Origin of the sequence: Streptomyces noursei (genome assembly GCF_001646665.1) — a bacterium.
Classification (GTDB): Bacteria; Actinomycetota; Actinomycetes; order Streptomycetales; family Streptomycetaceae; genus Streptomyces; species Streptomyces lavendulocolor.
Genome location: NZ_LWBU01000091.1, coordinates 140840 through 166794 on the forward strand (window position 1 = coordinate 140840; position 25955 = coordinate 166794).

Annotated in this window: 23 protein-coding genes and 1 pseudogene; 14 read left to right on the forward strand and 10 right to left on the reverse strand. The window is 72.3% G+C overall.

The genetic code is table 11. The annotated features are described in order from the left end of the window. Nucleotides 1-87: 87 nt before the first annotated feature. From A4V12_RS08955 to A4V12_RS08995, 10 genes are all read left to right on the forward strand, one after another. A complete protein-coding gene (locus A4V12_RS08955; RefSeq protein ID WP_064068710.1) occupies nt 88-1785 on the forward strand; it encodes a nitrite/sulfite reductase in 1698 nt (565 codons plus the stop codon). Nucleotides 1786-1816: 31 nt separating this feature from the next. Further along, nucleotides 1817-1996: a hypothetical protein gene (locus A4V12_RS34515; protein ID WP_079136917.1), complete on the forward strand. Its 180-nt coding sequence runs from the start codon at nt 1817-1819 to the stop codon at nt 1994-1996. Then, a complete protein-coding gene (locus A4V12_RS08960; protein ID WP_064068711.1) occupies nt 1993-2694 on the forward strand; it encodes a phosphoadenylyl-sulfate reductase in 702 nt (233 codons plus the stop codon). The genes A4V12_RS34515 and A4V12_RS08960 overlap by 4 nt, the downstream gene beginning before the upstream one ends. Beyond that, a complete protein-coding gene (gene cysC / locus A4V12_RS08965; RefSeq protein WP_079136918.1) occupies nt 2694-3251 on the forward strand; it encodes an adenylyl-sulfate kinase in 558 nt (185 codons plus the stop codon). Before A4V12_RS08960 ends, cysC begins: the two co-directional genes overlap by 1 nt. 91 nt (nt 3252-3342) lie before the next feature. Beyond that, nucleotides 3343-4278 (forward strand): sulfate adenylyltransferase subunit CysD, encoded by a 936-nt coding sequence (cysD, locus tag A4V12_RS08970; protein ID WP_064068713.1) that lies wholly within the window; start codon nt 3343-3345, stop codon nt 4276-4278. 2 nt (nt 4279-4280) lie between these two features. Further along, entirely contained in the window at nt 4281-5621 is a 1341-nt protein-coding gene (locus A4V12_RS08975) for a sulfate adenylyltransferase subunit 1 (protein WP_064068714.1), read from the forward strand. Between the two features lie 200 nt (nt 5622-5821). Beyond that, the gene (locus A4V12_RS08980; protein WP_064068715.1) at nt 5822-6928 is read left to right on the forward strand and encodes an aliphatic sulfonate ABC transporter substrate-binding protein; all 1107 of its coding nucleotides are present in this window, start codon (nt 5822-5824) and stop codon (nt 6926-6928) included. Nucleotides 6929-6970: 42 nt separating this feature from the next. Continuing rightward, nucleotides 6971-7759 (forward strand): ABC transporter ATP-binding protein, encoded by a 789-nt coding sequence (locus tag A4V12_RS08985; RefSeq protein ID WP_064068716.1) that lies wholly within the window; start codon nt 6971-6973, stop codon nt 7757-7759. Then, nucleotides 7746-8642 (forward strand): ABC transporter permease, encoded by an 897-nt coding sequence (locus A4V12_RS08990; RefSeq protein ID WP_064068717.1) that lies wholly within the window; start codon nt 7746-7748, stop codon nt 8640-8642. Before A4V12_RS08985 ends, A4V12_RS08990 begins: the two co-directional genes overlap by 14 nt. A gap of 10 nt (nt 8643-8652) precedes the next feature. After that, entirely contained in the window at nt 8653-9459 is an 807-nt protein-coding gene (locus tag A4V12_RS08995) for a sirohydrochlorin chelatase (protein ID WP_079136919.1), read from the forward strand. A gap of 55 nt (nt 9460-9514) precedes the next feature. Here A4V12_RS08995 and A4V12_RS09000 read toward each other — a convergent pair whose 3' ends face one another. From A4V12_RS09000 to A4V12_RS09025, 6 genes are all read right to left on the reverse strand, one after another. Beyond that, entirely contained in the window at nt 9515-10066 is a 552-nt protein-coding gene (locus A4V12_RS09000; RefSeq protein ID WP_064068719.1) for a DUF1697 domain-containing protein, read from the reverse strand. 73 nt (nt 10067-10139) lie between these two features. Next, a complete protein-coding gene (locus A4V12_RS09005; protein ID WP_064068720.1) occupies nt 10140-11339 on the reverse strand; it encodes a S8 family peptidase in 1200 nt (399 codons plus the stop codon). Between the two features lie 253 nt (nt 11340-11592). Continuing rightward, nucleotides 11593-12813, reverse strand: coding sequence for a macrolide-inactivating glycosyltransferase (gene mgt / locus A4V12_RS09010; RefSeq protein ID WP_064068828.1), 1221 nt, complete (start codon nt 12811-12813; stop codon nt 11593-11595). 85 nt (nt 12814-12898) lie between these two features. After that, nucleotides 12899-14203: an ABC transporter substrate-binding protein gene (locus A4V12_RS09015; protein ID WP_064068721.1), complete on the reverse strand. Its 1305-nt coding sequence runs from the start codon at nt 14201-14203 to the stop codon at nt 12899-12901. Then, the gene (locus tag A4V12_RS09020) at nt 14203-15045 is read right to left on the reverse strand and encodes a carbohydrate ABC transporter permease (RefSeq protein ID WP_064068722.1); all 843 of its coding nucleotides are present in this window, start codon (nt 15043-15045) and stop codon (nt 14203-14205) included. The genes A4V12_RS09015 and A4V12_RS09020 overlap by 1 nt, the downstream gene beginning before the upstream one ends. Beyond that, nucleotides 15042-15980: a carbohydrate ABC transporter permease gene (locus A4V12_RS09025; protein WP_079136920.1), complete on the reverse strand. Its 939-nt coding sequence runs from the start codon at nt 15978-15980 to the stop codon at nt 15042-15044. The genes A4V12_RS09020 and A4V12_RS09025 overlap by 4 nt, the downstream gene beginning before the upstream one ends. 127 nt (nt 15981-16107) lie before the next feature. On the opposite strand from A4V12_RS09025, the gene A4V12_RS38435 reads away from it, so the two are divergent. Then, on the forward strand, nt 16108-16962 hold the full coding sequence (locus A4V12_RS38435) for a phosphotransferase enzyme family protein (RefSeq protein WP_064068724.1): 855 nt from the start codon (nt 16108-16110) through the stop codon (nt 16960-16962). A gap of 55 nt (nt 16963-17017) precedes the next feature. On the opposite strand, the pseudogene A4V12_RS34520 reads toward A4V12_RS38435, so the two are convergent. Beyond that, a pseudogene (locus A4V12_RS34520) lies at nt 17018-17728 on the reverse strand (3'-5' exonuclease); the annotation flags it as partial. A gap of 106 nt (nt 17729-17834) precedes the next feature. Further along, on the reverse strand, nt 17835-19076 hold the full coding sequence (locus A4V12_RS09040; RefSeq protein ID WP_079136922.1) for an SAV2148 family HEPN domain-containing protein: 1242 nt from the start codon (nt 19074-19076) through the stop codon (nt 17835-17837). Between the two features lie 479 nt (nt 19077-19555). On the opposite strand from A4V12_RS09040, the gene glgX reads away from it, so the two are divergent. Then, nucleotides 19556-21679 (forward strand): glycogen debranching protein GlgX, encoded by a 2124-nt coding sequence (gene glgX, locus A4V12_RS09045; RefSeq protein ID WP_064068727.1) that lies wholly within the window; start codon nt 19556-19558, stop codon nt 21677-21679. 79 nt (nt 21680-21758) lie between these two features. On the opposite strand, the gene A4V12_RS09050 is transcribed toward glgX, so the two are convergent. Both A4V12_RS09050 and A4V12_RS09055 read right to left on the reverse strand, forming a co-directional pair. After that, nucleotides 21759-21971, reverse strand: a complete 213-nt coding sequence (locus A4V12_RS09050; RefSeq protein WP_064068728.1) for a DUF4287 domain-containing protein — start codon at nt 21969-21971, stop codon at nt 21759-21761. 7 nt (nt 21972-21978) lie between these two features. Further along, nucleotides 21979-22773, reverse strand: a complete 795-nt coding sequence (locus tag A4V12_RS09055) for an alpha/beta fold hydrolase (protein WP_064068729.1) — start codon at nt 22771-22773, stop codon at nt 21979-21981. A gap of 137 nt (nt 22774-22910) precedes the next feature. Between A4V12_RS09055 and A4V12_RS09060 the strand changes: the two genes are divergently transcribed. Together A4V12_RS09060 and treY are read left to right on the forward strand one after the other, a co-directional pair. Then, the gene (locus tag A4V12_RS09060) at nt 22911-23519 is read left to right on the forward strand and encodes a TetR/AcrR family transcriptional regulator (RefSeq protein ID WP_064068730.1); all 609 of its coding nucleotides are present in this window, start codon (nt 22911-22913) and stop codon (nt 23517-23519) included. A 98-nt stretch (nt 23520-23617) separates the two neighbouring features. Next, complete coding sequence (gene treY / locus A4V12_RS09065; RefSeq protein WP_064068731.1) at nt 23618-25954, forward strand: malto-oligosyltrehalose synthase; 2337 nt, start codon at nt 23618-23620, stop codon at nt 25952-25954. Nucleotide 25955: the final 1 nt, after the last annotated feature.

Sequence of the window (25955 nt, forward strand, 5' to 3'; positions counted from 1 at the left end):
CCCAGCGCACCGCCGCGCCACACCCTGCTCAGCGCGCGAGTGTGCAGGTCAGAGCCGCCCTCCTGCAGTCCCGAAGGACGTATCGTCATGGCCGCCACCCCTGAGAAGCCCGCCTCCGCCACCGCCCGTCGCAAGACCGGGCGTCACCGCGGCGAAGGCCAGTGGGCCGTGGGCCACTTCACGCCCCTCAACGGCAACGAGCAGTTCAAGAAGGACGACGACGGTCTCAACGTTCGGACACGTATTGAGACGATCTACTCCAAGGCCGGCTTCGACTCGATCGACCCCAACGACCTGCGGGGCAGGATGCGGTGGTGGGGCCTCTACACCCAGCGCAAGCCCGGGATCGACGGCGGCAAGACCGCGATCCTGGAGCCGGAGGAGCTGGACGACGAGTACTTCATGCTGCGCGTCCGCATCGACGGCGGCCGGCTGACCACCGAGCAGCTGCGCGTCATCGGGGAGATCTCGCAGGAGTTCGCGCGCGGCACGGCCGACATCACGGACCGGCAGAACGTGCAGTACCACTGGATCCGGATCGAGGACGTGCCCGAGATCTGGAACCGGCTGGAGGCCGTGGGGCTCTCCACCACCGAGGCGTGCGGCGACACCCCGCGCGTCATCCTCGGCTCGCCGGTGGCCGGCATCGCCGAGGACGAGATCATCGACGGCACCCCCGCCATCGACGAGATCCAGCGCCGGATCGTCGGCAACAAGGACTTCTCCAACCTGCCCCGCAAGTTCAAGTCGGCGATCTCCGGCTCGCCGCTGCTCGACGTGGCGCACGAGATCAACGACATCGCCTTCGTCGGTGTGCACCACCCCGAGCACGGCCCCGGCTTCGACCTCTGGGTCGGCGGCGGCCTCTCCACCAACCCCAAGATCGGTGTGCGGCTCGGCGCGTGGGTGCCGCTCGACGAGGTCCCGGACGTGTACGAGGGCGTCATCTCGATCTTCCGCGACTACGGCTACCGCCGGCTGCGCAACCGCGCCCGCCTGAAGTTCCTCGTCGCCGACTGGGGCGCGGAGAAGTTCCGCAAGGTGCTGGAGGACGAGTACCTGGGCCGCGCGCTGGTCGACGGCCCCGCTCCCGAGCAGCCCGTACAGCAGTGGCGTGACCACGTGGGCGTGCACCGGCAGAAGGACGGCCGGTTCTACGTCGGCTTCGCGCCGCGCGTCGGCCGTGTCGACGGCGCCACGCTCACCAAGATCGCCGAGGTGGCCGAGGCGCACGGCTCCGGCCGGCTGCGGACCACCGCCGAGCAGAAGATGCTCGTCCTCGACGTCGACGAGGCCCAGGTCGAGTCGCTGGTCGCGGGGCTGGAGGCGCTGGACCTCCAGGTCAAGCCGTCACCGTTCCGGCGCGGCACGATGGCCTGCACCGGCATCGAGTTCTGCAAGCTCGCGATCGTCGAGACCAAGGCGCGCGGCGCGTCGCTGATCGACGAGCTGGAGCGCCGCATCCCCGACTTCGACGAGCCGATCACCATCAACATCAACGGCTGCCCCAACGCCTGCGCGCGCATCCAGGTGGCGGACATCGGTCTCAAGGGCCAGCTGGTCCTCGACGACGCGGGCAACCAGGTGGAGGGCTACCAGGTCCACCTGGGCGGTGCGCTCGGCCTGGAGGCGGGCTTCGGCCGCAAGGTCCGCGGCCTGAAGGTCACCGCCGCCGAACTGCCCGACTACATCGAGCGGGTCCTGGGCCGCTTCCAGGAGCAGCGCGAGGACGGCGAGCGCTTCGCCACCTGGGCGGCCCGCGCACCGGAAGAGGCCCTGTCGTGAGCGCGGCGGACGAGACGAGGGGCGGCACGGCATGAGCGAGCGCGCGGCACCGTTCCACTGCCCGTACTGCGGCGACGAGGACCTGCGCCCCGGCGAGCAGGGACACGGCGCCTGGGAATGCGGGGCGTGCAATCGGGCCTTCCAGCTGAAGTTCCTCGGGCTGCTGGCCCGGGGTCTTCGGCGCAACGACGGTGGAGGGGAAGCGATATGACGGCGGTTCGCGGCAGGGAAGAGCTCAAGGCGCTCGCCGAGCGGGCGGGGCGCGACCTCGAGGAGGCGTCCGCCCCGGAGATCCTCAAGTGGGCCGCCGACACCTTCGGCCCGCGCTTCTGCGTCACCTCCTCCATGGAGGACGCGGTCGTCGCGCACCTCGCCTCCCGGGTCATGCCCGGCGTCGACGTCGTCTTCCTCGACACCGGCTACCACTTCCCCGAGACCATCGGGACCAGGGACGCGGTCGAGGCCGTGATGGACGTCAACGTCATCACGCTGACCCCGCGGCAGACGGTCGCCGAGCAGGACGCCGAGTACGGCCCCCGGCTGCACGACCGGAACCCGGACCTGTGCTGCGCGCTGCGCAAGGTCAAGCCCCTCGAGGAGGGTCTGACCGGGTACGACGCGTGGGCGACCGGGCTGCGCCGCGACGAGTCCCCGACCCGGGCCGGCACCCCGGTGGTCGGCTGGGACGAGAAGCGCCGCAAGGTCAAGATCTCGCCGATCGCCCGCTGGACGCAGGACGACGTGGACGCGTACGTCGCCGAGCACGGCGTCCTCACCAACCCGCTGCTGATGGACGGGTACGCCTCCGTCGGCTGCGCGCCCTGCACGCGCCGGGTGCTGGAGGGCGAGGACGCGCGGGCCGGCCGCTGGGCGGGCCGGGCGAAGACCGAGTGCGGGCTGCACGGCTGATGACGACTGTGGGAGAAGAGAACGTGACTGGGGCCACCATCTGGCTCACCGGGCTGCCGAGCGCCGGCAAGACCACCATCGCCTACGAACTGGCGGACCGGCTGCGCGCCGCGGGCCGCCGGGTCGAGGTGCTCGACGGCGACGAGATCCGCGAGTTCCTCTCGGCGGGCCTCGGGTTCAGCCGTGAGGACCGGCACACCAACGTGCAGCGGATCGGCTTCGTCGCCGAGCTGCTGGCGTCGAACGGCGTGCACGTCCTGGTGCCGGTCATCGCCCCGTACGCGGACAGCCGCGAGGCCGTGCGCAAGCGCCACCAGCGGGAGGGCACCCCGTACGTCGAGGTGCACGTCGCCACTCCGGTGGAGGTGTGCTCCGTGCGGGACGTGAAGGGGCTGTACGCCAAGCAGGCCGCGGGCGAGATCAGCGGGCTGACGGGCGTGGACGACCCGTACGAGGAGCCGGAGACGCCGGACCTGCGGATCGAGTCCCAGAACCAGACCGTGCAGGAGTCCGCCGCGGCGGTCCACGCCCTGCTGACCGAGAGGGGACTCCTGTGAGCGTCGCACGCGCGGCCGCCGAGCCGCAGACAGCAACGATGCCCGCACCTTCGCGCCACGCGGGCGGAGAAGCTCACGAAGGGGACGCAGCATGACCACCGTGGCCAACGTCCACGAAGACACCGACAGCCCGTTCGCGCTGTCGCACCTGGACTCGCTGGAGTCCGAGGCCGTGCACATCTTCCGCGAGGTGGCGGGCGAGTTCGAGCGGCCGGTGGTGCTCTTCTCCGGCGGCAAGGACTCGATCGTGATGCTGCACCTGGCGCTGAAGGCGTTCGCGCCGGCCCCGGTGCCGTTCTCGCTGCTGCACGTCGACACCGGGCACAACTTCCCCGAGGTCATCGAGTACCGCGACCGTACGGTCGAGAAGTACGGGCTGCGCCTGCACGTCGCCTCCGTGCAGGACTACATCGACCGCGGTGTCCTCAAGGAGCGCCCGGACGGCACCCGCAACCCGCTGCAGACCGTGCCGCTGACCGAGGCCATCCAGGAGCACCGCTTCGACGCCGTGTTCGGCGGCGGGCGGCGCGACGAGGAGAAGGCGCGGGCCAAGGAGCGGGTGTTCTCGCTGCGGGACGAGTTCTCGCAGTGGGACCCGCGCCGTCAGCGGCCCGAACTGTGGCAGCTGTACAACGGCCGGCACGCGCCCGGTGAGCACGTGCGGGTGTTCCCGCTGTCGAACTGGACCGAGCTGGACGTGTGGCAGTACATCGAGCGCGAGGGCATCGAGCTGCCGCAGATCTACTTCGCGCACGAGCGTGAGGTGTTCTCCCGCAACGGCATGTGGCTCACGGCCGGCGAATGGGGCGGCCCGAAGGACACCGAGCCGGTGGAGAAGCGGCTGATCCGCTACCGCACGGTCGGCGACATGTCCTGCACCGGCGCCGTCGACTCCGACGCCACCACGCTCCAGGCCGTGATCGCCGAGATCGCCGCCTCCCGCCTCACCGAGCGGGGCGCCACCCGCGCCGACGACAAGCTGTCCGAGGCCGCGATGGAAGACCGCAAGCGCGAAGGGTACTTCTAGACATGAGCACCACGAGCGAGCAGCTCGCCGACCTGTCGGCCACCACCCTGCTGCGTTTCGCGACCGCCGGGTCCGTCGACGACGGAAAGTCCACCCTGGTGGGCCGGCTGCTGCACGACTCCAAGTCGGTGCTGGCCGACCAGCTGGAGGCCGTCGAGGCCGCGTCCCTGAGCCGCGGCCAGGACGCCCCCGACCTGGCGCTGCTCACCGACGGCCTGCGGGCCGAGCGGGAGCAGGGCATCACCATCGACGTCGCCTACCGCTACTTCGCCACGCCGCGGCGCCGGTTCATCCTGGCCGACACGCCGGGCCACGTGCAGTACACCCGCAACATGGTCACCGGCGCCTCCACCGCCGAGCTGGCCGTGGTGCTGGTCGACGCCCGCAACGGCGTGGTCGAGCAGACCCGCCGGCACGCCGCGGTGGCCGCGCTGCTGCGCGTGCCGCACGTGGTGCTGGCCGTCAACAAGATGGACCTCGTCGACTACGCGGAGCCGGTCTTCGCGGCGATCGCCGAGGAGTTCACCACGTACGCCTCGGAGCTGGGCGTCCCGGAGATCACCGCGATCCCCATCTCGGCGCTGGCCGGCGACAACGTGGTGGAGCCGTCCGCCAACATGGACTGGTACGGCGGCCCGACGGTCCTGGAGCACCTGGAGACCGTCCCGGTCAGCCACGACCTGACGGCCTGCCACGCCCGCTTCCCGGTGCAGTACGTGATCCGCCCGCAGACCGCCGAGCACCCGGACTACCGGGGGTACGCGGGCCAGATCGCGGCCGGTGCCTTCCGGGTTGGCGAGCCGGTCACCGTGCTGCCGTCCGGCCGTACCAGCACCATCACGGCGATCGACGCGCTCGGCGAGAGCGTGGACATCGCGTGGGCGCCGCAGTCGGTGACGATCCGGCTGGCCGACGACATCGACATCTCGCGCGGCGACCTGATCGCCCCGGCCGGTGACGCACCGGCGACCACGCAGGACGTCGTGGCGACGGTGTGCCACGTGGCGGACCAGCCCCTGGCGGTGGGTCAGCGGGTGCTGCTGAAGCACACCACCCGTACCGTCAAGGCGATCGTCAAGGACATCCCGTCCCGGCTGACGCTGGACGACCTGTCCCAGCACCCGGCGCCCGGGCAGCTGGTCGCCAACGACATCGGCCGCGTCGTGGTGCGCACCGCCGAGCCGCTGGCGCTCGACACGTACGCCGACTCCCGGCGCACCGGCTCGTTCCTGCTGATCGACCCGGCGGACGGCACCACGCTGGCCGCCGGCATGGCGGGCGACGCGTTCGCCGCCGCCACGGCTCCCGCCGCCCCGCAGGACGACGAGGGCTGGGACTTCTGATGATGACCGACGTCTACGCGACCTTCGCGAAGGAGGGCGGCCGGGTAGGCAGCGGCGCCCTCGGCGCGGGGACCGGGGGTGTGGCGCGATGTGCCGGCTGACGCCCGCGCACCTGCCGTGCGCCCTCCCGAAGCCGTACCCGCGCCACGCGCATCACCGACGAAGATCCCGAACACCCTGAACCGAGGGGATACACCTCCGTGCCTGCCTCCCGTACCACCCTGCGCCGTTCCGTCGCCGCCGCCGCGGCCCTGCCGCTGCTGATCGGCGTGCTCGCCTCCTGCGGCTACGGCTCCAAGGCCACCCAGGACGAGAAGAAGGTGGCGGCCGAGGGCGAGAAGCTCTCCGCCGGCCAGGTGAGGCTCGGGTACTTCCCCAACCTCACCCACGCCACCGCCCTGGTGGGCGACCAGGAAGGCATCATCCAGAAGGAGCTGGGCGGCACCGAGCTGAAGGTGTCGACCTTCAACGCCGGCCCCTCCGAGATCGAGGCGCTCAACGCCGAGTCGATCGACATCGGCTTCATCGGCCCCTCCCCCGCGATCAACGGCTACGTCAAGTCCCAGGGCAAGAACCTGCGGATCATCGGCGGCTCCGCGTCCGGCGGCGTGAAGCTGGTCGTGAACCCCGACAAGATCAAGACCCTGGACGACCTCAAGGGCAAGAGGATCGCCACCCCGCAGCACGGCAACACCCAGGACGTCGCGTTCCTCAACTGGATCAAGGAGCGCGGCTGGAAGGTCGACGCCCAGAGCGGCAAGGGCGACGTCTCGGTGGTCCGCACCGAGAACAAGGTCGCCCCGGACGCCTACAAGTCCGGTTCCATCGACGGTGCCTGGGTCCCGGAGCCGACCGCGTCCAAGCTGGTCAGCGAGGGTGCCAAGGTGCTCCTCGACGAGTCGTCCCTGTGGCCGGACAAGAAGTTCGTGATCACGAACATCATCGTGTCGCAGAAGTTCCTGAAGGCGCACCCGGACGTCGTGGAGGCGGTGCTGCGCGGGTCGGTCAAGACCAACGCGTGGATCAACGCCAACCCGGAGAAGGCGAAGGCCTCCGCCAACGCCCGGCTCAAGGCGCTCACCGGCAAGCCCCTGGGTGACAAGGTCATCGACCCGGCGTGGCCGTCGATCCAGTTCATCGACGACCCGCTGGCCGCGACCCTGCAGGCGCAGGCCGACCACGCGGTGGCCGCCGGCCTCCTGGAGAAGCCCGACCTGAAGGGCATCTACGACCTCGGGCCGCTCAACAAGGTCCTCAAGGCCGAGGGCAGGCCCCCGGTCGCCGACGCCGGCCTCGGCGTCAAGTAGTCCGCGCAGCAGCCCAGTTCCCGTTCCCAGGAGGTGACGACCATGGCCACGACCTTCGCCAAGGCCGAGGACCGCGTCGCGGTGAGCCACGCGGCCCGGATCGAGCACGTCTCGAAGTCCTACCCCGGACCGACCGGACAGCAGCTCGTGCTCGACGACATCTCGCTCGATGTCGCCCCGGGCGAGTTCGTCACCCTCCTGGGGGCCTCGGGGTGCGGCAAGTCCACGCTCCTGAACCTCGTGGCGGGGCTCGACCGGCCGACCGCGGGGTCCATCGAGACCCCCGGCGGCCGGCCGGCGCTGATGTTCCAGGAGCACGCGCTGTTCCCCTGGCTGACGGCCGGCAAGAACATCGAGCTGGCGCTGCGGCTGCGCGGCGTGCCGAAGAACGACCGGCGCGGCGAGGCGGAGCGGCTGCTGGAACTGGTGCGGCTCACCGGGGCGTACGGGAAGCGGGTGCACGAGCTGTCCGGCGGCATGCGCCAGCGGGTGGCCCTGGCGCGGGCGCTGGCGCAGGACAGCGACCTGCTGCTGATGGACGAGCCGTTCGCGGCGCTCGACGCGATCACCCGGGACGTGCTGCACGACGAGCTGACGCGCATCTGGCGCGAGACGCGGCTGTCGGTGCTGTTCGTCACGCACAACGTGCGCGAGGCGGTGCGGCTGGCCGAGCGCGTGGTGCTGCTGTCCTCCCGGCCGGGGCGGATCGCCCGCGAGTGGGAGATCGGCATCCCTCAGCCGCGCCGCATCGAGGACGCCGCCGTGGCGGAGCTGTCCGTCGAGATCACCGAAGAACTGCGTGGGGAGATCCGCCGTCATGGGCAGCACTGAGACGACGACCGAGGCCGTCGCCAAGACGGACGACCTGGCCGGCCTGGAGGCGGGACTCGACGCGCTGGACGCGGTGCAGGTGCGCCGGACGCCGGTGCGGGAGGTGCTGCTCCGCAAGGTCCTGCCCCCGCTGGTGGCCGTCGGGCTGGTGCTGGTGGTGTGGCAGCTCCTGGTCTGGGCGCGGGTCACCGACGAGTACAAGCTCCCGCCGCCGGCCGCCGTGTGGGACAGCCTGACCACCATGTGGCTGGAGGGCACGCTGCTGGACGTGCTGTGGACCAGCGTGTCCCGGGCGCTGCTCGGCTTCGTGATGGCGCTGGCCATCGGTACGCCGCTGGGGCTGCTGGTGGCCCGGGTGCGGTTCGTGCGGGCGGCGATCGGCCCGATCCTGTCGGGTCTGCAGTCGCTGCCGTCGGTGGCCTGGGTGGCGCCGGCCGTGCTGTGGCTGGGCCTCAACGACTCGATGATGTACGCGGTGATCCTGCTGGGTGCCGTGCCGTCGATCGCCAACGGCCTGGTGTCCGGCGTGGACCAGGTGCCGCCGCTGTTCCTGCGGGCCGGCCGGACGCTCGGCGCGACCGGTCTGCGGGGCGCCTGGCACGTGGTGATGCCGGCCGCGCTGCCGGGGTACCTGGCGGGCCTGAAGCAGGGCTGGGCTTTCTCGTGGCGCTCGCTGATGGCCGCCGAGATCATCGCGTCCTCGCCCGAACTGGGTCTGGGGCTCGGGCAGCTGCTGGAGAACGGCCGCAACAACATCGACATGCCCGGCATCTTCCTGGCGATCCTGCTGATCCTGATCGTCGGCATCGCCATCGACCTGCTGATCTTCAGCCCCCTGGAGCGGGCGGTGCTGCGCCGCCGCGGTCTCCTCGTCAAGAGCTGAGCGTCCCGCCATGACCCGTCCCGCCCTCCCGTCGCCCGCCACCGCCCGTGCGAGGAAGCTCCCCCGGACTTTGTCCGGGGGCAGCCCCGTCGCGCCGGTCCTCGTCGTCATCGCCCACGGCAGCCGCGACCCGCGGCACGCCGCGACCGTGCACGCCCTGGTGCGGCGGGCGGGCGGCCTGCGGCCGGACGTGCGGGTGGAGACGGCGTTCCTGGACTTCAACGTGCCGTCGGTGACGGCCGTCCTGGAGCGGCTGGCCGCGGAGGGCGTACGCGATGTGGTGGCCCTCCCGCTGCTGCTGACCCGCGCCTTCCACGCCAAGGCGGACATCCCCGCCGTCCTGCGGGAGGCCCCGCCCTCCCTGCGGATCCGGCAGGCCCCCGTGCTGGGGCCCTCGCCGCTGCTGGTGGCGGCGCTGGAGCGGCGGCTGTACGAGGCGGGCCTCACGCCCGCCGACAAGGGCTCGACCGGGGTCGTCCTGGCCTCGGCGGGCTCCACCGACCCGGAGGCGAGCGCAGTGATCGCTGAAATGGCGCGGGAGCTGCGGCACACCGGTTGGTGCGCCGTGCGGCCTGCGTTCGCCTCCGCATCCCTTCCCCGCACCGAGGACGCGGTGCGGGCCCTGCGGGAGGACGGGGTGCGCCGGGTGGCCGTCGCGCCGTACGTCATCGCGCCGGGCCGCCTGCCGGACCGCATCGCGGAGGGCGCCGCCGGCGCCGACGTCCTCGCGGACGTGCTCGGGCCGTCCCCGGAGCTGGCGCGGCTGCTGCTGGCGCGGTACGACGAGGCGGGCGTCGCCCTGTCGGCGGCGGCCTGAGTCCCTCCGCCCCAGATTCTGCTTCCGCGTCCGCTTCCGTTTCTGCTTCCGCCGCTCAGCCGCGGGTCATTTCCACCAGTTTGACGACGGTGTTCCAGTTGCGGGTGGTGGCCGTGACACCCTTGGTGAGGGCGGGGCGCGAGAGCGCTTCGGCGAGCCGTGAGCGGCCCAGCCCCTCGGGCGCGTACAGGTACAGGGCCCGGTCGCCGAGCCGGATCTCCTCCGGGAGGAACGCGGGCAGGTCCAGTCCGGCGAACCGGTCGGGTGCCACGGGTCCGGAGAAGTAGGTGACGTGGAGCTGTTTCGGCTCCAGGCCGGCGGCGGGGAAGGGGCAGTCCTCGGCGACGGCGCGCAGATAGGGGCCGCTGCGGACCAGGCAGTCCACGCGGAAGCCGAAGTGCTCCTCGATCGCCGCCGCCAGCTCCTCGGCGAGGGCGTCCTCACCGGCGCCGGACGCGCTGGTGAAGGCCGCGTTGCCGCTCTGGAGGTACGTGGTGACGTCGCTGTGGCCGAGTCCGGTCAGCAGCGTACGCAACTGCGCCATCGGAACCTTCTTGTGTCCGCCGACATTGATCCCGCGCAGCAGGGCCGCGTACCTGGTCGTCATGGTCACACGATATGACGGCCGCCGTGCCCCGTGGGGGAGGGCACGGCGGCCGCCGGTCAGGGCGCTGCGCCGGTTACTCGACGATCTTCAGCAGCTTGTTCGGGGTGCCCTGGGCGGGGTTGGAGATCTTGTCGGCGGTGGCGCCGTCCGTGAGGGCCTTGGCGACCTGCTCCGGGGTGGCGTCCTGGTGGCCGGCCAGGTAGACGGCGGCGGCGCCGGCGACGTGGGGCGTGGCCATGGACGTGCCGGATATGGTCTTGGTGCCCTCGTCGCTGTCGTTCCACGCCGAGGTGATGTCCGAGCCGGGGGCGTAGACGTCCACCACGGAGCCGTAGTTGGAGAAGTCGGACTGCTGGTCGTCCTTGGTGGAGGAGGCGACGGTGATGGCCTCCGGGACGCGGGCCGGGGAGCTCTGTCCGGCGTCGCTCGACTCGTTGCCCGCGGCGATGGCGAAGGTCACGCCGGAGGCGATGGCCTTGCTGACGGCCGCGTCGAGGGCCGGGTCCACGCCGCCGCCGAGGCTCATGTTGGCGACGGACGGGCCCTGGTGGTTCTTGGTGACCCAGTCGATGCCCGCGACGACCTGCTCGGTGGTGCCGGAGCCGTTGTCGTCGAGCACGCGGACGGCGACGACCTTGGCCTTCTTGGCGACGCCGTGCGCGGCCCCGGCGATGGTGCCGGCGACGTGCGTGCCGTGCCCGTTGCCGTCACTCGCGTCGTTGTCGTTGTCGATGGCGTCGAAGCCGGAGACGGCCCGGCCCTCGAAGTCCTTGTGCCCGACGCGTACGCCGGTGTCGATGACGTACGCGGTCACACCCTCGCCCGCGTTGTCGGGGTAGGTGTACTTGCTGTCGCCCGCGGTGTCGGCCTGGTCGACGCGGTCGAGGCCCCAGGACGGCGGGTTGTCCTGGGTGGCGTTGATGGTGAACTTCTTGTTCTGCACGACCTTCGCGACGGCGGGGTCGGCCGCCAGCCGCTTGGCCTCGGTCTGCGTGAGGCCGCTCGCGGAGAAGCCGTCGACGGCCGAGGTGTAGTTGCGCTTGAGGGTGCCGCCGTATTCCCGGGCGAGCTTCGCCTTGTCGGCCTTCTCGTCCAGCAGGACGATGTAGCTGCCGGAGACGGCGCCTTCGGCGCCGAGGCCGTAGACCGTTCCCTCCGCGGGTGCGGGGGCGGACGTGGTGCCCGCGTGGGCCGTGCCGAAGGCGGTGAGGCCGACGACGACGGCTGTGGCGGCGGCGAGACGGACTCCGGCTGCGCGCTTGAGAGTTGCCATGAAGAGGGGACTCCTCGTCATCAATTGTGTGGGGGGTTCGCCTCCGGACGACAATTCTTCCGGGGACTGTTCGAAACCCTGGTCGATTGATGCGCGCAGATCAAGGCCTTCACATACCTGATACTTACTCAACAAACTTTCTTAATAACAAATCCCTCACGTGGGACGTTTCTCGGCAACACGGCGTGGCATGGCCCAAATGGCCATGCCACGTGACGTTCCGCGGGCGCCCCGGGAGCGCTCCGGTACCGCGTCAGGGGGAGGACGGCGCACGGCGCGCGACCGGAAGCTCCGCCTCGATGAGGTCCGCCGCGCGCCCGGTGCCGCCCTCGCCCGCCATGCCGCGCCGTATCTCCTCGGCCCGGCGAGCCACTTCGGGGTCGGCGACGAGCTCCAGGACCGCGGACCGCAGGGCCCCGGCGGTGGCGTCGGCCATCGGGAGGTGGCGGGCGACACCGAGCGAGGCCAGCATGTCGGCGTTGCCGAACTGGTCGGCTGCCTGCGGGACGGCGACCATCGGCGTCCCCGTCGCCAGCCCCTCCTGACTGCCGCCCGCGCCCGCGTGCGTGATGAACGCGTCCGCCTCGCGCAGCACGGACAACTGCGGCACCCAGTCGTGGACCTCGATGTTCTGGGGCAGCTCGCCCAGTTCGGCGGGGTCGACGAAGGCGCCGATCTGGAACACGACGTGCCAGCCGGGCAGACCGCCGAAGGCCTCGACGCACCGGCGGTAGAACTCGGGCTGCTTGGTGAACGCCGAGCCGAGCGACACCAGCAGCACCTTCTCCGCCCCGGCCGGCCGCTGCCACGTCCCCTGCTCGGCGCGCTCGCCCTGGCAGGCGCCGACGAAGGCGAAGACGGACTCGTCGACGCGGTCGGCGTTCGGCTGGAGGACCCTGGGGATCAGGACGACGGCCTTGCGGGGGCGGGCGACGAGCCGGTCGGGGTGCGTGTCGACGCCGTTCGCCGCGAGCCACGCCGCGAAGCGCGCGTAGTACGCCTTGCCCCGCTCGGACGCCTTGAGGTCGGCGAACATCGGCTCGGCGACCTCCTCCTCGTACCCCTCCCAGGGGACGAGGTTGGGCCACAGGGAGACCGCGGGGACGCCCCAGCGGTGGGCGAGGACGGGGGCCGGGTAGGCGGTGATGTCGTGGAGCACGAGGTCGGGTTCGTCCCCCGCGAAGGCCGCCTCGAGCTGCGGGAGCGCCTGGACCGCGTCGTCCAGGAAGGGTTCGATGTTGTCGATCAGCTCCGTCCCCCACGCGTCCGGGTCCTCGTCCGTCGGCAGCGTCGAGGTGTAGATCACCGGATCCGCGCCGGTCGCGGCGACCTTGCCGGCGAAGGAGGCGGGGATCGCGTAGCTGACGCGGTGCCCGCGGGCGACGAGCTCCCTGATGACGTCGATGCTCGGGTTGACGTGCCCGTGGGCGGCGATGGAGAACATGGCGATGTGGGCACGCTCGGTGGAGGTCATGACCACGAGACTAGCGAGACGAGACGTCTCGTGCAATCCATTTGCGGTCTCCGCCCGGGACCCGGCGCCACGCGCCGTGCGCGATTCAGCGCTGGTAGCGCGCCAGCACGCGGTTCCCGTCCCGGACGAGACGCTCGGCCAGCTCCGCGGCGTCGATGGCACCGCTGTAGTACTCCTGGTAGGCGGGGGTGGCGACCTTGTCCTTCCACTCGGGGTAGCCCCGCACCGACTGGGCGGGGGCGGGCCGCAGGCCCGCCGCCAGCGCGGTGCCGGTGGCCCAGCCGTGTTCGGCGGTGCGCAGCGACGGGTCCTTCAGGGCCTCGGCACCGGTCGGCAGCATCCAGTCGCCCCGGGCGAGCCGCACCATGTTGTCCGGCCGCAGGAGGAAGTCGATGAACCGGGCGGCCTCCTCCTTGTACGGGCTCTGCTCGGCGATCGAGAGGGTCTGCGGGCTGACGCCCTGCGCCAGACCGCCGTCACCGGCGGGCGGGGGAAGCACCGTCCACTCGAACCCTTCCGGCGCCTGCTGCACGACCTGCTGGCGGTACGAGAACCCCAGCGGGACCATCGCGTACTTGCCGCCGAAGAACCCCGGCAGCGTGTCGGAACCGCCCATGCCGAGCGTCGTGCGCGGCGCGCTGCGGTCGGTGTTCACCTGGGCGTGGACGGTGTCCGGCACGATCGCGTCACCGCCCGTGAACCGGACCTCGGCCTTGCCGTCGTCCCTCCGGTGGAAGAGCCGCCCGCCCGCCGACAGACCCAGGTTCAGGGAGACGGAGACCGGCTCCTTCAGCGGCCAGGCGACGCCGTACCTGCCCTCCCCCATGGCCGCCGTCAGGTCCCTGGCCACCTGGCGGAACTCGGGCCAGGTCCAGGGGCGTTCCGGGGTGGGGACGCGGACGCCGGAGGCCCGCAGCAGCTTGCTGTTGGCGAGGACGACGCGTGGTTCCTGGAGGAACGGCACGCCGTACACGCCCTCGCCGAAGGTGGTCGTCCGCCAGCTCTCCGCCGGGATGTCGGCCTTGAGCCGGCCGGACAGCAGCGGGCGCAGGTCCGCGAGGTACCCGCCGTGGGCGAAGTCGGCGAGGTCGTCGGAGGCGTCGTGGATGATGTCGGGCGCCTCGCCGCCCTCGAAGGAGGTGAGGAGCTGGTCGTGGACGCTGTCCCAGCTGCCCTGGACGTACTCCACCCGGATGTCGGGGTGGGCGGCGTTCCACTCCGCGACCAGCTCCCGGTTGGCGTCGACCGACTCCTTCTGCCAGGCCAGGGACTGGAAGCGCAGCACGGTCCCGCCGTCCCGGCGGCCGTCGCCGTCACCCGCCGCGCAGCCGGCCGCGAGCAGGGCGAGGACGACGGCCGACACGGCGGCGAGGCGCGGCAGCCGGCGCATCAGGACTTCACCGCCCCGGTGAGCATGCCGCTCGTGATCCGCTTCTGGATGATCGCGAAGACGACGAGGGAGGGGAGGGTGGCGAGGAACGCGGCGGCGGCCAGCGGGCCGAGGTCGGCCGCACCCTCCGCGCCGAGGAAGTGGGTGAGGACGACCGGCAAGGTCTGCTTCTCCGGGGTCTTGAGCAGGACGAGGGCGAAGAAGAACTCGTTCCAGGCGGTGATGAAGGCGAAGAGCGCGGTGGCGACGATGCCCGGTGCCAGCAGCGGCGCGGTGACCGAGACGAGGGTGCGCAGCCGGCCCGCGCCGTCGACGGCGGCGGCCTCCTCCAGCTCGGCCGGGACGGCCCGTACGTACCCGGTCAGCATCCACAGCGCGAAGGGCAGCGACCAGACGACGTACACCAGGACCAGGCCGGTCACGGTGTTGATCAGGTGGAGGTTCTTCAGCACCAGGAACAGCGGAATGATCACCAGGACGAACGGGAACGCCTGGCTGACCACCACCCAGCCGGTGGTGGCCGCCGACAGCCGGCCCCGGCGGCGGGCGGTCGCGTAGGCCATCGGGGTGGCGACGACCACCGCGATCAGAGCGGCGCAGACGGCGGCGACCAGGCTGTTGGCGGCGGCCCGCAGCAGGGGCTGTTCGTCGAAGGCCTGCCGGAAGTTGGCCGACGTGGGGTCCTCGGGGATCCAGGTGGGGTGCAGGGAACCGAGTTCCGCGGCCGGTTTGAAGGCGGTGGAGATCAGCCACAGGAAGGGCACGGCGAGGAAGACCAGGTACGCGAGGAGCGCGAGGTACTGGCCCGTCCGCACGGCGCCCCGGGTGCGCGGGCCGCTCATTCGTCCCCCTTCAGCCGGCTCGCCAGATGGACGGCGAGGAGTACGGAGATGACGGCGACCATCACGCAGCCCATCGCCGCCGCGTAACCGAACTGCCCATAGCGGAACGCCTCCTCGTACGCGAAGAGCATGGGCAGCCGGGTGCGGCCGCCGGGACCGCCGCTCGTCAGCACGTACACCAGGGCGAAGGAGTTGAGGTTCCAGATGAAGTTGAGCGCGGTGATGGCGAACGCGACCGGCCTGAGGGCGGGCCAGGTGACGGTACGGAAGCGCCGCCACGCGCCGGCCCCGTCGAGCGCGGCCGCCTCGTGCAGCTCCCGCGGCGTGTTCTGGAGCCCGGCGAGGAGGGCGACGGTGGTCTGCGGCATGCCGGCCCAGACGCCCACCAGGATCACGGCGGGCAGCGCGGTGGCGAGGGAGGTGAGCCAGTCCCTGCCGTCGCCGAGGCCCAGGTCGCGGACGGTCTCGTTGAGGATGCCGGCGTCGGGGTGGTAGACGAGCCGCCACATGATGCCGACGACGACCTCGGGCATCGCCCAGGGGACGATCGCCAGGGCCCGCGCGAGCCAGCGGAAGCGGAGCCGCTGGTCGAGCAGCAGGGCCAGGCCGAGGGCCAGCAGGAACTGGGGCACGGTGACGCCCACCGCCCAGAGCAGGCCGATCCGGAACGACTCCCAGAACAGCGTGTCGTGCAGGAGGTCCTGGAAGTTGAGCGTGCCCACCCACTGGGTGGCCCGGGTGCGCCCCGACTGGGCGTCGGTGAAGGCCAGGGCGATGCCGTAGAGGAGGGGGCCGACGCTGAGCAGCAGGATGGGGATCAGCGCGGGCAGGACGAGGAACCATGCCCCGTGGTCGGTCCGCGGGCGCGGCGCCGGCCGGTCCGACGGTCGCCCGGCTCTCCCGCCGGACCGCTCCGGTGCGGTCACCGATGTCACGGACAGTCCCCTTTGTGAGGTCGGGCCAGCCTGGCGTCATCGTCCTGACGGGCCGTCGGTTCGTCAAGGCCACCTGCGCGGATGCGAGACTGGGCCGGATCGGCACGGCACGGGAGGGACGGACGCGATGGACGAGGCACGGGCGCGGGAGGTCCTGGCCGCCGCCGGCCTGGCGGAGCGGGGAGCCGCCCTGCTGGCACTGGGCGAGAACGCCGTCTTCGCCACCGGCGACCTGGTGGTGAAGGTCGGCCGGGACGCCGAGCTGCTGGCGCGGGCCGAGCGGGAGGTGGCCGTGGCCGCGTGGCTGGAGGACGCCGGCGTACCCGCCGTGCGCGCGGCCGGGCCCGGCGCCCGGCTGGTGGCGGGCCACCCCGTCACCGTCTGGCGCCGGCTGCCCGATGCCGTGCGCCCGCCGGAGCCCCGGGACCTCGCCCCGCTGCTGCGCCGGGTCCACGCGCTGCCGGAGCCGTCCTTCCCGCTGCCGCCGCGTGACCTGCTCGGCGGCGTCGAGCGGTGGCTGCGGCTCGCGGGCGACGCGATCGACCCGGCGGACGCCGCCTTCCTGCGTGAGCGCCGCGACGGGTTCGCCGGGGCGGCGGCCGCGCTGACACCGCACCTGACGCCCGGCCCGGTCCACGGGGACGCGCTGCCGCGCAATGTGCACGTGGGCCCGGACGGTCCGGTGCTGGTCGACCTGGAGACCTTCGCGTCGGACCTTCGCGAGCACGACCTGGTGGTCCTCGCGCTCGCCCGGGACCGCTACGGCCTGGACCCGGCCGCCCATGACGCGTTCACCGAGGCGTACGGCTGGGACGTGCGCGACTGGGAGGGCTGCGCCGTGCTGCGCGGCGCCCGGGAGACGGCGAGCTGCGCCTGGGTTGCCCAGCACGCGCCGTCGAACCCGAAGGCCCTGGCGGAGTTCCGCCGCCGGGTGGCCTCGCTGCGGGACGGCGACCCGCGGGTGCGCTGGTACCCGTTCTGACGCGCCGGCCGGGCCCGGCGCGGCGCGGAGGTTCAGCCGGCCGCCGGGTGGGCGCCGGGGCGAGACCGCGCAGTGGCCAGGCCGGGTCTATGACGGCGTCGGGGGTGCCCTTGCGGCGCAGGAAGTTCTGGAAGTCCGCCGCCCACCGGGCGTACCACACCACCTGTCGCTGGTGGAGCTCCACGGGGGTCAGCGCGGCCACCGCGGTGTGCCGCTCCGCTATCGCGCAGGCGACCAGCACGGCGGCGAGCGCGTCGGCGGCCGCCTGGTGGGCACCGTCGAGCACCACGCCGTACTCGGCGCAGACGGCCTCCAGGTTCCGCTTGCCCCGGCGGTACCGGTCGACGGCGCGGTCGATGGTGTAGGGGTCGACGACCGGGCCGATCGGCGCGCCGCCCAGCCGTTCGCTCAGGTCCGGCAGCCCGTGCCGCCGCAACTCCGCGCTGAGCAGCGTCAGGTCGAAGGCGGCGTTGTACGCCACGACGGGCACACCGCGCGTCCAGTACCCGACGAGGGTGTCGGCGACCTCGTCGGCGACCTCGCGGACGGGGCGGCCCTCCGCCATGGCCCGCTCGTTGCTGATCCCGTGGATCGCCGAGGCCTGGGCGGGGATCCTGATGCCCGGATCGGCCAGCCAGTCCCGGCGCAGCACGGTCTCCCCGGCCCGCACCTCGACGACCGCCGCCGTCACGATGCGCGCCTCCAGCGGCTCCGTGCCCGTCGTCTCCAGATCGAAGCCGACGAGCGTCTCCCCGTGCCAGCCCATGCTGCCCCTCCTCGCGATGCCGTGGTGCGCTCCCTCGTGCGGTGCACTCCCCCTGTGGGTCTTCACCCTCGCACGCACCACTGACAACGCCGCTCGGATCCCGCTCTCACGAGACCGGACGGGAATCGGCCCAGACCGACTCGAACTCCTCGCGGTAGGTCTCGAACAGGCCGTGGTCGCTCTCGGCTCCGGCCGTGACGACCGGCCGCCGGCCGCCGCGCAGCACGAGCACCGGCACCTCCATGCCCCTGGCGCGGCGCAGGTAGGACTGGACGACGCCCACCCCGTCGGGCCCGTCGCCGTCGACGAGGTACGCGGTGAAGCGCGGCGTCTCGTCGAAGACCTGGATCTGGAAGGCGCCCGGGTCGCGGAGCTTCGAGCGCACGCGTCGCATGTGGAGGATGTTCATCTCCACCGAGCGGCTCAATTCGCCCTTTTTGATCCCTAGTTCCCTTTCGCGCCGTTTGACGGCGCTGCTCGCCGGGTTCAGGAACAGCAGGCGTATCCGGCACCCGGACTCGGCGAGCCGCACCAGCCGCCGTCCGGAGAAGTTCTGCACGAGCAGGTTCAGGCCTATGCCGATGGCGTCGAGGCGCCGCGCCCCGCCGAACAGGTCCTCGGCCGGCAGCTGCCGCTGCAGCCGCACCCGGTCGGGATGGACGGAGACGACATCGGCGTACCGGTCGCCGACGAGGTCCTCGACCGCGTCGACCGGCAGCCGGTGCGCCGACGGCACGCCCCCGCCGCCGCCGAGGATCTCCAGCAGCCGGGCGGAGGCCCGCTCGGACTGGTCCAGCACGGTGCGCGACAGCGCCCGGTTGCGCGAGACCACGTTCCTGGTGACCTCGAGCTCGTCCAGGGCCAGCTCGACCTCGCGCCGGTCGTCGAAGTAGGGCTCGAAGCAGGGCCAGTGCTGGACCATCAGCTCGCGCAGCTGGGGCAGCGTGAGGAAGCTGAGCACGTTGTCGTCGGCGGGGTCCAGGAGGTAGCCCTTGCGGCGCGAGACCTCGCGCACGGCGACGGCCCGCTGGACCCACTCCTGGCCCGCGGGCCCGGCCGCCGCCACCACCCAGTCGTCGCCGTGCACCGGTTCGTAGACGGGCCGCAGGACGGCGGCGACCACGGCACGCAGTCGCTGTTCGACAAGATTCAGCCAGATATAGGCGCGGCCGGCACGCTGGGCGCGGGTCCGCACCTCGCTCCAGGCCTCCGCACCCCAGTCGAGTTCCGCACCGATCTCCATGGGCCGGGCGAGTGACACCGCGCCGGGCGGGACATCAGCGGGGTCAGTGGAGTCCCCCTCGTGACCTGAGTCACCTGGAGGCAGCTCCAGCCCTCCCGAGCTCACCCGCGCACCGCCTTCTGCTCCTGGACGCCCGTCTCCAACGATCAAGGAAGGGTACTCCGCGAGCGGGAGGCGGTGCAGCCCGATCCCCAGGCTCCTTTCCCAACCCCCATGATTCGTGCGGCCGTTCCCGGCCACCGGCGGACCCGGAGTGAGCGGATTCATAGTGGTGGGGCGGACGCCCGCGCGGTCCGCCGCCCGCTCCCGGCCGCCCGCGCGGCGGCCCGGCGGGCCCGGCCCGGCGGGGGCGACGGGCCGGAACGCGAAGTTGACCCGGGCAACGGGACGACCGCCCCCACCACCCGATGGTGTGCTGATCGGACGAATCGGGACCAGGGAGCGATTTCCGGCCAGTGCGCTCCCCGTGCCACCCGGTCACCCGGTAGGACCGGCCGAAGTCCTAGGAGCTCGGACCACTTTCGGGGAGGATTCTGGCTCAAGTGACCCCCATCAGCCGGATCAGAAGTGGAAGAGTCTTATCTATGCAGGTCTGGCCGGGACAGGCGTATCCCCTCGGCGCCACGTACGACGGCGCCGGAACCAACTTCGCGGTCTTCTCGGAGGCCGCCGACAGAATCGAGCTGTGTCTGCTCCACGACGACGGCTCGGAGACCGCGGTGGAGCTGCGCGAGACCGACGCGTTCGTCCGGCACGCGTACCTGCCCGGCGTGATGCCGGGCCAGCGGTACGGGTTCCGGGTCCACGGGCCGTACGCGCCGGAGCAGGGACAGCGCTGCAACTCCGCGAAGCTGCTGCTCGATCCGTACGCGCGGGCGGTCGCCGGCGCCGTGGACTGGGGCGAGGCGGTGTACGGCTACCACTTCGGCAGGCCGGACTCCCGCAACGACCTCGACTCGGCGCCGCACATGATGACCTCCGTCGTCGTCAACCCGTACTTCGACTGGGGTGACGACCGGCCGCCGCGCACCGACTACCACCGGACGGTGATCTACGAGGCGCACGTGAAGGGCCTGACGATGCTCCATCCGGCGCTGCCGGAGGAGTTGCGCGGTACGTACGCGGGCCTCGCCCACCCGGCCGTGATCGAGCACCTGACCGAACTGGGGGTCACGGCGCTCGAATTGATGCCCGTGCACCAGTTCGTCAACGACCACCGGCTCGTGGACGCCGGCATGTCCAACTACTGGGGCTACAACACCATCGGCTTCTTCGCCCCGCACAACGCGTACGCCTCCTGGGGCGACCGCGGCCAGCAGGTGCTGGAGTTCAAGTCCGCGGTGCGGGCGCTGCACCAGGCGGGCATCGAGGTCATCCTGGACGTGGTGTACAACCACACGGCCGAGGGCAACCACCTGGGCCCGACGCTCTCCTTCCGCGGCCTGGACAACCCCTCGTACTACCGGCTCGTCGAGGACAACCCCCGGTACTACATGGACACCACCGGCACCGGGAACTCGCTCCTGATGCGCTCGCCGCACGTGCTCCAGCTGATCATGGACTCGCTGCGCTACTGGGTGACGGAGATGCATGTCGACGGGTTCCGCTTCGACCTGGCGGCCACGCTGGCGCGCCAGTTCCACGAGGTGGACCGGCTGTCGTCGTTCTTCGACCTGGTCCAGCAGGACCCGGTGGTCAGCCAGGTCAAGCTGATCGCCGAGCCGTGGGACGTCGGCGAGGGCGGGTACCAGGTGGGCAACTTCCCGCCGCTGTGGACCGAATGGAACGGCAAGTACCGCGACACGGTCCGGGACCTGTGGCGGGGCGAGCCGCGCACGCTCGCCGAGTTCGCCTCCCGGCTGACCGGTTCGTCCGACCTCTACCAGGACGACGGCCGGCGCCCGCTCGCCTCCGTCAACTTCGTCACCTGCCACGACGGGTTCACGCTGCGCGACCTGGTCTCGTACAACGACAAGCACAACGACGCGAACGGCGAGGGCAACCGGGACGGCGAGAGCCACAACCGCTCCTGGAACTGCGGCGCGGAGGGCGACACCGACGACGAGCCGATCGCGGAGCTGCGGCTGCGCCAGATGCGCAACTTCATCGCCACGCTGATGCTGTCGCAGGGCGTGCCGATGCTCAGCCACGGCGACGAGTTCGGGCGCACCCAGGGCGGCAACAACAACGCGTACTGCCAGGACAACGAGGTCGCCTGGGTGCGCTGGCCGGACGAGGACTCGGAGGAGGCCCGGTCACTGCTGGAGTTCACCCGTTCGATGGTGTGGCTCCGGCGCGACCACCCGGTCTTCCGCCGGCGGCGCTTCTTCCACGGGCGGCCGGTGGAGGGGACGCACGACGAGTTGTCGGACATCAACTGGTTCACCCCCGAGGGTGAGGAGATGACCGCTCGGGACTGGCAGGCGGCGCACGCCAAGGCCCTGTCCGTGTTCCTGAACGGCAGCGCGATCTCCGAACCGGGGCCGCGCGGGGAGCGGATCGGGGACGACTCGTTCCTGCTGATGTTCAACGCCAGCGCGGAGGACCTGGAGTTCGTGGTGCCGGTCAACCACGGCCGTCAGTGGCAGGTGGTCGTGGACACGGCCGTCCCCGGGGGCGTGGAGCCGGGGCAGGGCGCGAAGGTCGCCGCGGGCGACCGGCTGACCCTGATCGGCCGCAGCCTGACGGTGCTGCGCCGCCCCGCGTGACGCTCCCCCGGCCGCGGCGGGCGACCGCGGCGGCCCCGGGGCGGCAGGGGTGCGGCGGCGGTGCCGCGGCCGCCCCCGGCTACCGCCCGGCGTCCTCGGCCAGGGTGTGGGCCACCAGGGCGTTGGCGTGGCCGTGCCCGAGGCCGTGCTCCGTCTTGAGCCAGGCGACCAGCTCCATGTGGCGGGTCGCGGGAGCGGAGCGGATGAGGTCCTTCCACTCCGCGATCGGGCGGCCGTACGTCCTCTCGATCGAGGGGAAGTAGCTCGCGGGGCCCTTCACGGGTTCGCTCATGCGGTCATCACTCTCCGGCGAAGAAGTCGGTCAGGACGGGGGCGAGGAGGCCGGGGTCGATGTCGTGCCCCTGGCCGGGGAAGGTGCGCAGGGTGAAGTTGCCTCCCAGCTCCGCCAGTTCGCGCGCGCCGGTGAGCATGTGCGGATCGCCGGCGTCCCCGCTGCCGACGAGGACGGGGACCGTCACGGACCGCCACCGGTCGGCGGGCAGCGGGCGGCCGGACATGGTGTCGCCCATGACGCGGCCGTCGTACGGCAGGGTCCGGGCGGTGGCCTCCATCCCGGCCCAGAAGGGCGCCTGCCGCATCCCGGCGACGGCCTCGGCGGGCATGCCCACGGCGGCGGTCAGGAAGTAGGCCACGGCGTCGCCGTACGCCCCGCGCTCCACCAGGCCCTCCAGGTGGGGCACGTAGTCGGCGGGCAGCGGCGGACGGCTGTCGTCCGTGATGAACGGGGGCTCGTAGAGGGCGAGCCGGCCGATCGCGCTGCCCCCGGCCGCGGCGTGGAGCGCCAGCACGGCGCCGGAGGACATGCCGAAGACCCTCGCGGTGCCGCCGGCGGCGGCGATCACCGCGTCCAGGTCCTCGATCTCGCGGCGCACCTCGTACACGGGGGCGTCACCGCTGTCGCCGCGCCCCCGGCGGTCGTAGGTGACCACGGTGAAGTGCTCCGCCAGCCGTTCGGCGAGGGGGGCGGAGTCGTGGCGGGTCATGAAGGCGCCGCCCACGAGCACCACCACCGGACCCGAGCCCCGCCGTTCGTGGGCGATGGCCGTGCCGTCGGCGGAGAACACCTGGTCCATGCGGACCCCTCCTCAGATGCGCGGCACGAGCCGGTTGCCCGTCCGCTGCGGAACTGGACGGTACAGTACTCGTACGAGTACTGGTCAGTCCAGTACTCTTCTGGCGCGGGGACGGACGACGGGTCGAGGAGCCGACGATGGACAACCGTTCGGAACGAAAGCACCAGGCGATCCTGGACGCCGCGACCACGGTGTTCCTGAACAAGGGGTACTCGGGGACGAGCATGGACGACATCGCGCGGCTGGCCGCGGTGTCCAAGCAGACGGTCTACAAGCACTTCGCCGACAAGGAGAAGCTGTTCACGGAGATCGTCATGGCCACCACCGACCGCATCGACGGCGTGATCGACCTGGTCGCCGACATCCCCGCCGACGCCGAGCACCTGGAGGAGAACCTGACCCGCCTCGCCCGCGGGTTCCTGACGACCCTCACCCGCCCCGACGTCCTCCGGCTGCGGCGCCTGGTCATCGCCAACGCCGAGGCCTTCCCCGAACTGGGCGCCGCCTGGTACGAACAGGGCTTCGAGCGCGTCCTGGCCACCCTCGCGGCGACCTTCCGGCGCCTGACCGACCGGGGACTGCTCCACGCCGAGGACCCGCTCCTCGCCGCCCACCACTTCGCCGGGCTGCTGCTCTGGATCCCGGTGAACCGGGCCATGTTCCACGGCGGCCCCCAGCACTCCGAGGACGACCTCGACGCGTACGCGGCCGGCGGCGTCCGCGCCTTCCTCGCCGCCCACGGCTGACCGGCCCGCCGGCGGCCGGGCCGGGGCGGACGTGGCGTCGGGCGTAAATCGCCTCACCCCATGACACAGAAGCCGCCCAACCGGGTACGTACGTTCGCATGACGCCCAACTCGACCTATCGGCTCCAGATCCAGCCGGACTTCCCCTTCTCGGAGGCCGGGGACGCGGTGCCGTACCTCGCCTCGCTCGGGGTCTCGCACCTGCATCTGTCGCCGGTGCTGGAGGCGGTCCCCGGCTCCACGCACGGGTACGACGTCACCGACCACGGACGGGTGCGCGAGGAGCTCGGCGGCGAGGCCGGCCTGCGAGACCTCGCGCGCACCGCCCGGGCCCACGGCATGGGGCTGGTGGTCGACCTGGTGCCCAACCACATGGCGGCGGCTCCGCGCCACAACCGGGCCCTGTGGGAGGTGCTGCGCGAGGGCCCCTCGTCCCCGTACGCCCGCTGGTTCGACATCGACTGGGCGGCCGGCGGCGGAAAGCTGCTGCTGCCGGTCCTGCCCGGCCGGCTCGGCGACGAGCTGGCCGCGATGCGCGTGGAGGGCGGGACGCTGCGCCACGGCGAGCAGGAGTTCCCGCTGCGGCCCGGTACGGAGGACCTCCCCCTGCCGGAGCTGCTGGACGCCCAGTGGTACCGGCCGGCGTGGTGGCGCCTGGCCCGTACGGAACTGAACTACCGCAGGTTCTTCACCATCTCGGACCTCATCGCGGTACGGGTCGAGGACGAGGAGGTCTTCGAGGCGACCCACGCCAAGATCGTGGAGCTGGTGCGGGACGGGGTGGTCCAGGGCCTGCGGATCGACCACCCGGACGGGCTCGCCGACCCCGAGGCGTACCTGCGCCGGCTGCGCCGGGCCACGGGCGAGGACTGCTGGATCGTGGTCGAGAAGATCCTCACCGGCGAGGAACGGCTGCCCGCCCGGTGGCCGGTCGCGGGGACGACCGGCTACGACGCCCTGCGGCACGTCGACGGGCTCTTCGTGGACGGGACCGGCGCGGCGGAACTGGCCGACGCCTACCGGCGGTTCGCCGGCCCGGCCGGGGACCGGGGCGGCCACTGGGAGGCGACGGCGCGGCGCGCCGCGTACAAGGTGGTGACGCACCAGCTGGCCTCGGAGGTGGCGTACCTGACCAGGACGGCGGAGGCCGTGTGCGCCGCCGACCCGGCGCTGCGCGACCACGCGCCCTGGGCGCTGCGGGCGGCGGTCCGGGAGCTGCTGATCCGCGTGCCGGTCTACCGCCCGTACGGGCCCGGCGCGGAGGACGTCCTGACGGAGGAGGCGGCCGAGGAGGCCAGGGCCACGTTCGTCGTCCCGGAGGAGGCGGCGGCCGTCGACGTGGTGCGGGACCTGGCCCTGGGCCGGCTCGGGGACGGGCCGGAGCAGCGGGCGTTCCTGACGCGGTTCGCGCAGACCTCGTCGGCGCTGCGGGCTAAGTCCGTGGAGGACACGGCGTTCTACCGGTACACCCCGCTGGTGTCGGCGAACGAGGTGGGCGGGGAGCCCGGCAGGCCGGCGGTGGGCCCGGAGGAGTTCCACGCCTACTGCGCGCGGCTGGCCCGCGACTGGCCGGCCACGGGCACGGTGCTGTCGACGCACGACACCAAGCGCAGCGCGGACGTACGGGCCAGGATCGCGGTCCTGTCCGAGTGCCCGCAGCGGTGGGCCAAGCTCCTGGACGACGTGGCCCGGACGCCCGCGCCGGACGGCCAGGTGGCGTGGACGGCGTGGCAGACGGCGGTGGGCTTCGGCTACCCGTTCGGGGACCGGCTGGCGCCGGCGCTGCTGAAGGCGGTGCGGGAGGCGGGGCTGCGCACCAGCTGGACCGAGCCGGACCCGGCGTACGAGCAGGCGGTGCTGGACTTCGTGGACGCGGGCCCCGCCGGGCCGGGTCTCTACACGGTGTCCCTCCTGGCCCGCGAGCTGGATCCGTACGTGCGGGCCAACGTGCTCGGTGCGGCGCTGCTGCACCTGACCATGCCGGGCGTCCCGGACCTGTACCAGGAGACGGAGCGGGTGTATCTGGCGCTGGTGGACCCGGACAACCGGCGGCCCTTCCGGGAGGGGCCCCCGGACGAGAAGACCGCCGTCACGCGCGCGGCGCTGCGCCTGCGGCAGCGGTACCCGGACGTGTTCGGCCCGTCGGGGACGTACGAGCCGCTGGTGGCGGACGGCCCGGCCGCCGGGCACTGCGTGGCGTTCTGCCGCGCGGGCGGGACGGTCACGGCGGTCACGCGGCTGTCGATGCGGCTCGCGGAGAGCGGCGGCTGGGGCGACACCTCGCTGACGCTGCCGGACGGGCGGTGGTTCGACGCCCTGGAGGCGGGGCGCGAGTTCGAGGGCGGGGAGGCGGTGGCACTGGCCGACCTGTTCGCGACGCGGCCGGTGGCCCTCCTCAGCCGCCGCCCCGTGCCGGAGGCGGACGCGGCCGGGTGAG